Below are 9154 nucleotides of genomic sequence, written 5' to 3'. Positions count from 1 at the left end.
CGCTTCGGCGAGGTCCACGGCTACGACGGCCCCCGCCTCCACGCCCCCGAACTCCCCGCACTCCCCCTGAAGGCCCGCGGCCGCGAGCGCTGACCCGCCGGGCACCTTCTTCCACCGCTGCGGCCCGGGTTCCGTGGGCGGCTGAGGGCTCTGGCACGGGCGCTCGATGCTTGCTCTGCGATCACCTGGAGAGCCAGGAGTGCCGGACTGTTCAGGTTCGTGCTCTGCCGCAAGGTTCGCTCGGATCGACGCCGACCGGATGCTGACCTCGCGCAGAGTCGCCGGGCGGTCTGCAGAACCCCGGCCAAAGGGGTGTGATGGTGCCGCCGTCGTGGACATCGGCTTCGGCGAGGATGCTGGTCCGGACGGTGTCCCGGGAGATGATCGCCGGCCGTTCATCGGCCATGGCCTGGACGTGCCACGCGGTGCCGGACTTGCCCGAGGCGGAGTCGCAGCGGAGCACGATCAGCCGGGCGTCCCTCATGACGGTACCGTCGATCGGTTGTTCCAGCGCTGTTCCTCCGTCCTGTCACGCAGTGGGGCGACCAGCCACGGTACGAGCCGTGGGGCCGGTGCGGCGTCGATCTGTTCGAGCGGATGCAGGAGGCCCCGCTCGCAGGTCTCGGCCGTCCAGACCGTGACGCGGGCCCCGGGGGCGGCGGGGTTGAGGCCGACCTCCCCCTTGGGACCGCAGGCGTCGTTGAACGGCGTCACAACGCCCCGGGCGTTCCAGTACGCCCACGCCTCCATCGCCTTGGCCTGCTCGAAGACGTGGTACAGCTGCGGGTACCGCTCCAGGATCCTCACCTCGCGGAACAGCAACTGACCGAGCAGGCCGGGCGGCACGGCGGCGAGCTCGCCCCGCCCGGCCCGGCGGAACCTGACGGTCGTGGTGTCCTGGTCGTGCGCGAGGCAGGCGGCGGCGAAGGTGTGGGACACGCGCCGCCGAACGTAGGCGGCCGCCCCGGGGGCCAGCGTGGGTTCGATCCGGCCGAGGAGGTCCAACAGTCGGCCGTGGCCGGGGTGGAAGCGGCCGAGGTCGAACAGGGTGTCCATGCCGTTGACGGCGCTGAACGCCAGGTCCTTGTAGAGGTGGTTGTTCATCTCCCCCCGGGCGGCGCACTCCTTCGTCGCCGCGCTGCTGGAGTGGAGCATCAGGTACTCGGCGACGGTCTCGAAGTACAGGTATCCGAGGTAGGGGAGAACCGGAACCGCCGCCGCGAGGGCGTCGACGAACGGCCGGTCCGCACTCGGCCGCCCGCCGGCGTTGTACAGGAGGGTGTCCAGGAACGGACCGGCGACATGCACCCGATCGGTGACCGAGCGCACAACCCGCTCGTGCTCCGCCGGGGTCAGGACGTGCCGCTGCGCCTCGTATGCCCGGAGATGGACGGGACCCAGGCGCAGGTAGTCCAGGCCGACGGCGGGCGCCGGGCGATCCGGGACGATCTCGATGACCAGGGGGATGCTGCCGCGGCGGCTGTCGAGCGTGTCGCGGCTGGCCAGCAGGTGGCTGCCGAGGTTGTGCGGGCGCAGCGCGCTCCCGGGCTCCGGGGTGAGGGGGGAGCCGTATACGGCGCCGACCAGGCAGCCGGTGGAGGCGAGGAGCTGGCCGCTGGACCGGACGGCGTCCAGTGAGCGGGTCAGGTGCAGCAGGTGGACCGGCGCGCCGGAGGCGAGGGAGCGAAGCATGGCGTTGTCACGCAAGAGATGACCGTTGGGGGTCTGTTCGAGGCGTCGGCGCCAGTCGGCGTCGCTCTCGGCCAGGCCGCGCGGGGCCTGGTTGTCGGCCGGGGCGGTGGTGTGGGCGTGGTCCCAGTCGGAGTCCATCGGGTTCCTCTCCTACTCGGGCAGGACGGCGTGGAGGGCGATTTCGATCGCCTGGGCGTCGGTGGCGCCGTCAAGCCGGGCGCGCTCGCTGCGCACCACCAGGTCGTGGGCGAGCGGGGGCGCCCAGCCGGGCACCGGCAGGCGCAGGCGGCGGAGGTCGGGCCACCAGCGGGCGAGGGGCAGGCGGTAGCGGTCGAGGGCGTCGGCGGCCTTGAGGAGGTCCACCGCGAGTCGGTGCCGCCGGTACGCCTCGGCCTCGGCGCCGGTGAAGGCCTCGTGGGGGACTTCATGGAGAGCGACGGCGGTGATCGCCTCCGGGGCGGGCGGCGTACCCGGAGCGACGGTCACCAGGTGGCCGTGAGCGGTCAGCCAGTCGGCGGCGCGCCGGCCGTGCCCGGGGTCGGCGCGGTCGTCCAGGCGCCGGCAGTCGTGGCAGGCCGCGGCGGCGGCCAGCGCGCGCGCACGGGTGGCATCGACGCGGTGGTGGTGGGCGAGCAGTTGAAGGAGGGCGGCCACGCGAGCTCCGTGCAGGACGCCGTGGATCGAGGACGCCGTTCTCCTGCGGGCGAACCACGCGGCGTCCGGTACCAGCGGGACCGGACGGTGTGGCAGGCTGGCCGGGACACGCGCGCCGGCGGGCCGGTTGCGGGCGACCCAGTCCAGCGTCGGCCGGTCCATCACCTGGTGGCCCGCGAGCCGCCCGGCCCCGGCCAGCTCCCGCAGCGTCCGGCCCGGCTCGGGTCGGGGTGTCGATGTGGTCATGAAGTTCCCTGGAAGTGGAGTCGGTTCGATGGGCGTCACGCTGGGCGTGGTGGTGCTGACGATGGGCAACAGGCCGGCGGAGCTGCGCGCGCTGCTGGACTCCGTCGAGGCCCAGGAGGGCAGCGACAGCGGGGCGCGGACCGTCGTCCTCGGCCAGGGTGCCGAACTGCCCGCGCTGCCCAGCTGGGTGGACGCGGTCGAGTTGCCGGAGAACCTCGGCATCCCGGGCGGGCGCAACGCCGGCGTCGAGCGGCTGCGCGAACTCGGCGGCACCGACGTACTGGTGGTGCTGGACGACGACGGCCTGCTCCCCAGGACCGACACCTTCCGCCTGATCCGCGAGGCCTTCGAAAAGGATCCGCGCCTGGGCATCGTGTCCTTCCGGATCGCCGACGAGACCGGGTTCACCCAGCGCCGCCACGTCCCCCGTCTCGGTGCCAGTGACCCGATGCAGTCCGGCCCGGTCACCACCTTCCTCGGCGGCGGCCACGCCATCCGCATGAGCGTCATCGACCAGGTCGGCCTGTTCCCCGCCCCGTTCTTCTACGCCCACGAGGAGACCGACTTCGCCTGGCGCGCCCTCGACGCCGGCTGGGACATCGACTACCGCGCCGACCTGGTCCTCCAGCATCCCCGCACCGACCCCGCCCGCCACGCCGCCTACTACCGTATGACCGCCCGCAACCGCGTCTGGCTCGCGAAGCGACACCTGCCCGCCCCGCTTGTCCCCGTCTACCTCACCTCCTGGATCGCCTACACCCTGCTGCGCCGACCCCCGCTGGAGGGGCTGAAGGCGTGGTGGGGCGGGTTCTTCGAGGGTGTGCGGGTGCCGTGCCCGCCGCGGCGGCCGATGCGGTGGAGCACGGTGCGGCGGATGGCCCAGCTGGGCCGGCCGCCGGTGTTCTGACGGCCGGCCCGGCGCCGGGTCAGGGCCGGAGGGCGTGCAGGGCGCCGACGACGCGCTGGACGTCGTCGGCGGTCATCGCCGGGTAGCAGGGCAGGGACAGTTGTCGGGCGGCGGCGCGCCCGGTCACGGGCAGGCGGCACTCGATGTGCCGGTACGAGGCGAGTCGGTGCACGGGCTGGAAGTGCACGCTCGTGCCGATCCCGTGCACCTCGCGCAGCGCCTCGGCCACCGAGCCCCGGGAGCGGTCGGGGGCCGGGTCGATCAGGATCGGGCAGAGGAAGCGGCCGTGCCCGACGCCGGCCTCGACGGCCGGCAGGTGCAGGCCCGGCAGGCCGGCCAGTTCCCGGTCGTAAGCGGCGGCGATCCGGACCCGGGCCTCGGTGAAGGCGGGCAGCCTGTGCCACTGGCAGAGGCCGACGGCGGCGGTGATGTCGGGCATCGTGCAGGGCGGGGGCGGCGTCCCCGATCAGCAGCAGGCCGTGATCGTCGGCGAGCTTGCGGAACGCGGCAAGGTCGCACGGCCGGCCGCCGTAGTGCATCACCACGATCGTCCGGGTCCGGCCGGTGATGGCCTCGGCCGCCTTCGCCGGGTCCGGCTTGAGCGCGGCCGCGTCGATTCTCGTCACGCGGCCACGTCGGCCGAGGCGGTGGAGGCAGTAGGGGAGGTGAACCAGTGCGGGACGACGCCGGGGGTCGCCTTGAGCCAGGCCACGTAGCGGTCGACGCCCTCGGGGAGCGCAATCGTCGGGTGCCAGCCGAGCAGATCGGCCGCGCGCCGTGTGTCGGCACAGCCGCCACGCGGGTCGCCCTCGGGCATCGGCGTCTCCACGAGCCGCGCGCCCGGGAAGTGGGCGGCGATCAGCCCGGCGATCTCCCGCACCGAAGTGGGCACGCCGGTACCGACGTTGATTGTCCGGCCGGCCGCGCCGTCGGCCACCAACGCGAGGATCGTGGCGCGGGCGACATCGTCCACGTGCACCATGTCCCGCACCTGCGCGCCGCCGCCGTTGAGTCGCAGCGGCCGGCCCGCCTGCGCGGACATGGCCATCCACGGCACCATCCACGAGTGTGACCCCGGCTTGGGCACCTGCGGCTCGCCGTACACCGAGAAGTACCGCAAGACCGTGTGCTCGGTCCCGCTCCCGGCGAGCATCAGCCGCACCTGGTGCTCGCCCCACACCTTCGCGTTGGCGTAGACGGAGATCGGCGCCGGCGGCCGGTCCTCGGAGAACCGCGGCACGGTGCCGGGCGCGCCGTCCCCGTAGACCGAGGCGGAGGAGACGAACACCAGACGCTTCACCGCCGATCCGGTGACCGCGTCCAGGACGTTCTGGGTGCCGTGCACGTTCGCAGCGAACGCGACCTCCGGCCGCCGGGTGCAGGCGGCGACATCGGCGTAGGCGGCGGCGTGGATCACGAAGTCGGCCCGGGAGACGAGCCACTGGACGGTGGCCCGCTCCCGCACGTCACCGAGCACGACCTCGGCGGCGTTGCGGTCCACCTCGAACCGGTCGCGCACCGGGTGCGGGTAGGCGTCGAACCGGTCCAGCACGACCGGGCGGGCACCGGCCCGGGAGAGCTGGGCGACGATCCGGCTGCCGACCAGGCCGCCACCGCCGGTCACCAGCACGGTAGCGGCCTTCAGCTCCTTCGTCGCATGCCCTGATGGCATGTCAAACATGAGACGCTAGCCTCCTCTTGAGGGATCAAGTGGTGGCTCAAGTGAACCGCCCGGATGTCGGCAGGCGGTACGGTCTGCTCCGCTCACCTGGTCAATCCCGTTCATGATCGCTTCGCCGACGATGGCACGGAGACCGAATTGACCCAACAGAAGCAGCCAAACAGACACCTTGCAGCCGTCATCGCAGAAGCGGGGTGTACGTATGAAGCCCTCGCCAAGGAGGTCCGGACCGTCGCGGCCGAATCCGGCGACACACTGCGCACCTCCAAGGCCGCCGTGCACCAGTGGGTCGCCGCCGGCGCCCTACCGGTCGGCCGCACCCCGGCCTACATCGCCGAAGCCCTCAGCCGGAAGCTCAACCGCACCGTCACCGTCGCCGAGATCGCTCTAGGTCGCGACCCCGTCGAGGGCACACCGCCCCGCGGACCGATGGCCGTCGATCCCCTGGCCACCGCAGCCGACCTCGGAAGGCTCATCATGCTCCGTCGCCGCGACCTGCTCGCCCTCACCTTCTCCACGGCCGCCGTCGACCTGCCCCTCGCCTACGACCACCACAGCGCCTCCGCCCTGCTGCGCTCCCTGGCCGCCGGCCGCCGCATCGGAGCCCACGAGATCGCCACCGTCCGGCAGTTCACGGAGATGTTCCGCGCCACCGACGAACGCCTCGGCGGCGGCCACGGGCTCATCGCCGTCACGTCCTACCTCACCGACGTCGTCACCCCGATGCTCAAGGGCACCTTCACCACCGCCGGCGCCCGCGCCGCAGCCTTCGGGGCCGCCTCCGAACTGGCCAACCTGATCGGCTGGAAGCTCCACGACGCCGGCCGCGAAGGAGCCGCCCAACGGGTCTACCTGCTCGCCCACCAGTTCGCCTGCGAGTCCGACCCCGCCGGCCATGCCGCCTGGGCCATGCGCGCCCTCGCCCACCAGGCCCTCGACCTCGGTCACACCCGCGGCTGCGTCGACCTCGCCGAAGCCGCCCTCGCCCGCGCCCGCGGGAAGACGGACCGACGTACGGAGGCCCTGCTGCTGGTGACCGCCGCCCGCGCCCACGGCGCCACCGGCAACGGTCCGCGCGCCGCCGAACTCATCCTCGCCGCCGAGGACGCCCTGCTCGCCACCGACGATTCGATCCCCACCTACGCCGCCGCGGCCGGCCCGCCCGCCGCCACCATCGCCTCCCACACCGGCCGCACCCTCACCGCGATGAATGACCACACCGCGGCCGAACGCCACTACCGCGCCGCCCTGCGCAACCGCACCCCCGGCACCTACCACCGCATGCGCGCCACGACCCTCGCCAACATCGCCAAGTCCGTCGCCGCCCAGCACCGCGCCGAGGAGGCCGTCAGTCTCTGGTCCAAGAGCCTGGACCTCATGGACGGCCTCGACTCCAAGCGCAACCGCAACGACATGCACACCATGCGCTCCACCCTCACCGCCTACGCCCGCCGTGGAATCCCCGGCGCCGCCGACCTCGCCCGCCGCGCCGCCCGCATCGTCCCGACCTGAGCCGCAGGTCGCGAAGCCTTGTCGGGTCCAGCCGAATCCGCGTGCGCCGCCCTCCGCGCCGCGGGACGACGAATCTTCTGGCTCCCGGTGGAGTCGGTGTGTGCATCGGTGATCTTCGCCGGAGAGGCGGGGTCGGCCGGGCATCCTCGGGAGGTTTCCGGACCCCTGTGTGTCCGAGGGCGTCGCCGGGACAGGGGCTCTGCCGGGGGTGGGGGCTCAGGTGGTGTCCGTGTCCCGGAATACGCTGGGCGGCCATGGACTGGCTGGAGCGGGTGGCGAAGCTGAGACGGTGGACGAACGGCGGCGTCCGGGCGCCGCACAAACCGTTGCTGCTGCTGTACGCGCTGGGCAGCTTCCAGCGTGATGCCGACGGCGGACTGCGCTACAGCGCCGTCGAGGAGGAGCTGAAGCGGCTGCTCGAAGAGTACGGGCCGTCCCGTGCGACCACCCCGGCGTACCCGTTCCATCATCTGGTCAGTGACGGCGTCTGGGAGGTCGGGACCGACCAGGGGCTCGGGAGCCCGGGAAGCGGCGTGCGGGTCCTGCGTTCCAGCGGCGCGACCGGACGGCTCGCGCCCGGGCTGCGGGCGGCTCTGCAGAGGGAGCCGGCGCTCATGGGCCGTCTGGTGCGGGTGCTGCTCGACTTCCACTTCCCGCCGTCACTGCACGCCGACCTGTGCGAAGCGGTCGGCCTCGACCTGGACCCGGTCGAGGCCGCGGGCGGCGTGAGCGGCGGCCCCGGCGGGAGGGAGCGGGCGGCACGACGGCAGCGGGACCGGCGGATGCGCGAACTCGTCCTGACCGCGTACGAGTTCCAGTGCGCCTTCTGCGGCTACGACGGGATGCTGGGCGCGAGCACGGTCGGCTTGGAGGCGGCGCACGTGCGCTGGTGGTCGTACGACGGGCCGGACGAGGTCGACAACGGCCTGTGCCTGTGCTCGCTGCACCACAAGCTCTTCGACAAGGGTGTCCTGGGCCTGGGCGAGGGTCGCCGCATACTCGTCTCGCAGCGCTTCGTCGGGCGCAGCGAGGCCAGCAGGCAGCATGTCCTCGCCCTGGCCGGCCGGCCGGTCATCGGCCCGCAGGCGGGGGTTCCTCCGGTCGCGGGCCGGCACCGGCAGTGGCACGCCGAACAGGTGTTCCGGGGTGAGGCCCGGGAGTCCCACACTCCGGCGTGTACGGGCTGACAGAGGCTGCCGGTCGCCGACTGTCAGCGACCGTGCGCCGTCCGGTTCCGTGTCACTGAGGTGTCCTTCGGGGCAAGCAGCTCTTCCTCCTCCGTCGGGGACAGCGCGTGCCGGAGCGGTGGTTCGCCACGCTCGCGGTCCCAGGCCAGCACGTCGGCGACGGTCACGGCCAACGGGGTCGCGGGCAGGCCGGCGGCGCGGGCGCGTGCGGGGCTTCGCTGCTGGGTCGGCCACATCGGTTCGGGGTGGGTCAGCGGAAAGAACGGTGGCACCGCTTCGGGCGACACGGGAACGATCTCGACCCGGCTGCCCGCCACCTGGGCGCAGGTGGTGATCAACTCGGCCATCGTGGTCGGTTCGGCCGGACCCACGGCGTTGAACGCACCGGGCCTGCCGTCGAGCAGCAGCCGCAGTACGAGGCGGGCCGCGTCGCGGGAGTCGATCACCTGGACGGGCTGTTCGGGGCTACTCGGCAGGGCCACCCTGCCGCCGCGCGCGGCCCGGCGAACCCAGTACACGAGTCCGTCCTGGACGTCGTGCGGCCCGGCGACCTTCCCCAGTCGCACGATCGTCGCCCGTGAGCCGTACCGGGCCACCACGTCGTCCTCGCAGGCCACCTTGCACGGCCCGTAGGTGTCCTCGTCGAGCTCCTCGGTGTCGCGGACCGGCGGGCGGCGGGGTGCGTCCTCGTCCGAGCCCGGCCCCACACCTGAGCGCACGTAGACGGCTTGGCTGGAGATGAACAGGTAGCGGCCGACCCGGTCGCCGAGTGCCCCCATCGACTGTTCGACGTGGCGCGGCACATACCCGCTGACATCCACGACGGCGTCCCAGCTGCCGCCCTGCAACGCCGCGTAGTCCCCGGTGTCCCGGTCCCCGATCAGCCGGGGCACGCCCGGGAACAGGTCGGTGCCGGTTCTGCCCCGGCCGAACAGGGTCACCTCGGCACCCTGACGCAGCGCGTCGTCAACGATCGCCCGGCCGACGAATGAGGTGCCGCCAAGTACGAGAAGTCGCATAGCGCCTGACAGTAGCGGCGTTCTCGTGCCACTCGCACCGGGATTCCGAAGCACGGCAGGACCTCCGGCGCGGAGCGTGCGGCCACCGCTGATCATCGATAGGCGAGGGCAGGAGAACAGGCGGCGGTGATGGGGCACGGCGCCGAACTCGTCGATCGGCAGGAGGAGTTCGATGCGCGGACGGGCCGGATCGCGGGACCGTGCTGGAGGCCCCCCCACGATAGGGGGGCGCCCCCACCCCCGCCCGCCGGCAAAC

General features: G+C 73.0%; 9 protein-coding genes and 1 pseudogene. 3 read left to right on the top strand and 7 right to left on the bottom strand.

The window, feature by feature from the left end; all coding sequences use genetic code 11:
* Positions 1–211 precede the first annotated feature (211 nt).
* Genes ACFCX4_RS31305 through ACFCX4_RS31295 form a run of 3 tightly spaced genes read right to left on the bottom strand, consistent with a single transcriptional unit; the run spans position 212 to position 2592 of the window.
* Positions 212–484 carry a hypothetical protein gene (locus tag ACFCX4_RS31305; protein ID WP_376149874.1) on the bottom strand — a complete coding sequence of 91 codons (273 nt, stop codon included), beginning with the start codon at positions 482–484 and terminating at the stop codon, positions 212–214.
* Complete coding sequence (locus tag ACFCX4_RS31300; protein ID WP_376149871.1) at positions 481–1830, bottom strand: hypothetical protein; 1350 nt, start codon at positions 1828–1830, stop codon at positions 481–483. Before ACFCX4_RS31300 ends, ACFCX4_RS31305 begins: the two co-directional genes overlap by 4 nt.
* A gap of 12 nt (positions 1831–1842) precedes the next feature.
* Positions 1843–2592 (bottom strand): hypothetical protein, encoded by a 750-nt coding sequence (locus ACFCX4_RS31295; protein ID WP_376149868.1) that lies wholly within the window; start codon positions 2590–2592, stop codon positions 1843–1845.
* A 28-nt stretch (positions 2593–2620) separates the two neighbouring features.
* Here ACFCX4_RS31295 and ACFCX4_RS31290 point away from each other — a divergent pair, with 28 nt between their 5' ends.
* A complete protein-coding gene (locus tag ACFCX4_RS31290; RefSeq protein ID WP_376149865.1) occupies positions 2621–3499 on the top strand; it encodes a glycosyltransferase family 2 protein in 879 nt (292 codons plus the stop codon).
* Positions 3500–3518: 19 nt separating this feature from the next.
* Here the strand turns inward: ACFCX4_RS31290 and ACFCX4_RS31285 are convergent, their stop codons facing one another.
* From ACFCX4_RS31285 to ACFCX4_RS31275, 3 genes and pseudogenes are all read right to left on the bottom strand, one after another.
* Positions 3519–3938 carry a DegT/DnrJ/EryC1/StrS family aminotransferase gene (locus ACFCX4_RS31285; protein ID WP_376149863.1) on the bottom strand — a complete coding sequence of 140 codons (420 nt, stop codon included), beginning with the start codon at positions 3936–3938 and terminating at the stop codon, positions 3519–3521.
* Between the two features lie 61 nt (positions 3939–3999).
* Positions 4000–4125: pseudogene (locus ACFCX4_RS31280) on the bottom strand (DegT/DnrJ/EryC1/StrS family aminotransferase); the annotation flags it as partial.
* Positions 4122–5171: an NAD-dependent epimerase/dehydratase family protein gene (locus ACFCX4_RS31275; protein ID WP_376149860.1), complete on the bottom strand. Its 1050-nt coding sequence runs from the start codon at positions 5169–5171 to the stop codon at positions 4122–4124. The pseudogene ACFCX4_RS31280 and the gene ACFCX4_RS31275, both read right to left, overlap by 4 nt.
* 147 nt (positions 5172–5318) lie before the next feature.
* Here ACFCX4_RS31275 and ACFCX4_RS31270 point away from each other — a divergent pair, with 147 nt between their 5' ends.
* Together ACFCX4_RS31270 and ACFCX4_RS31265 are read left to right on the top strand one after the other, a co-directional pair.
* Positions 5319–6692, top strand: a complete 1374-nt coding sequence (locus tag ACFCX4_RS31270) for a tetratricopeptide repeat protein (RefSeq protein ID WP_376149857.1) — start codon at positions 5319–5321, stop codon at positions 6690–6692.
* 254 nt (positions 6693–6946) lie between these two features.
* Positions 6947–7879 carry a phosphorothioated DNA-binding restriction endonuclease gene (locus tag ACFCX4_RS31265; protein WP_376149854.1) on the top strand — a complete coding sequence of 311 codons (933 nt, stop codon included), beginning with the start codon at positions 6947–6949 and terminating at the stop codon, positions 7877–7879.
* Between the two features lie 23 nt (positions 7880–7902).
* Here ACFCX4_RS31265 and ACFCX4_RS31260 read toward each other — a convergent pair whose 3' ends face one another.
* A complete protein-coding gene (locus tag ACFCX4_RS31260; protein ID WP_376149852.1) occupies positions 7903–8898 on the bottom strand; it encodes an NAD-dependent epimerase/dehydratase family protein in 996 nt (331 codons plus the stop codon).
* Positions 8899–9154 lie beyond the last annotated feature (256 nt).

The organism is Kitasatospora sp. NPDC056327, from assembly GCF_042261735.1.
Classification (GTDB): domain Bacteria; phylum Actinomycetota; class Actinomycetes; order Streptomycetales; family Streptomycetaceae; genus Kitasatospora.
This window is presented reverse-complemented; position numbering and strand designations above follow the sequence as displayed.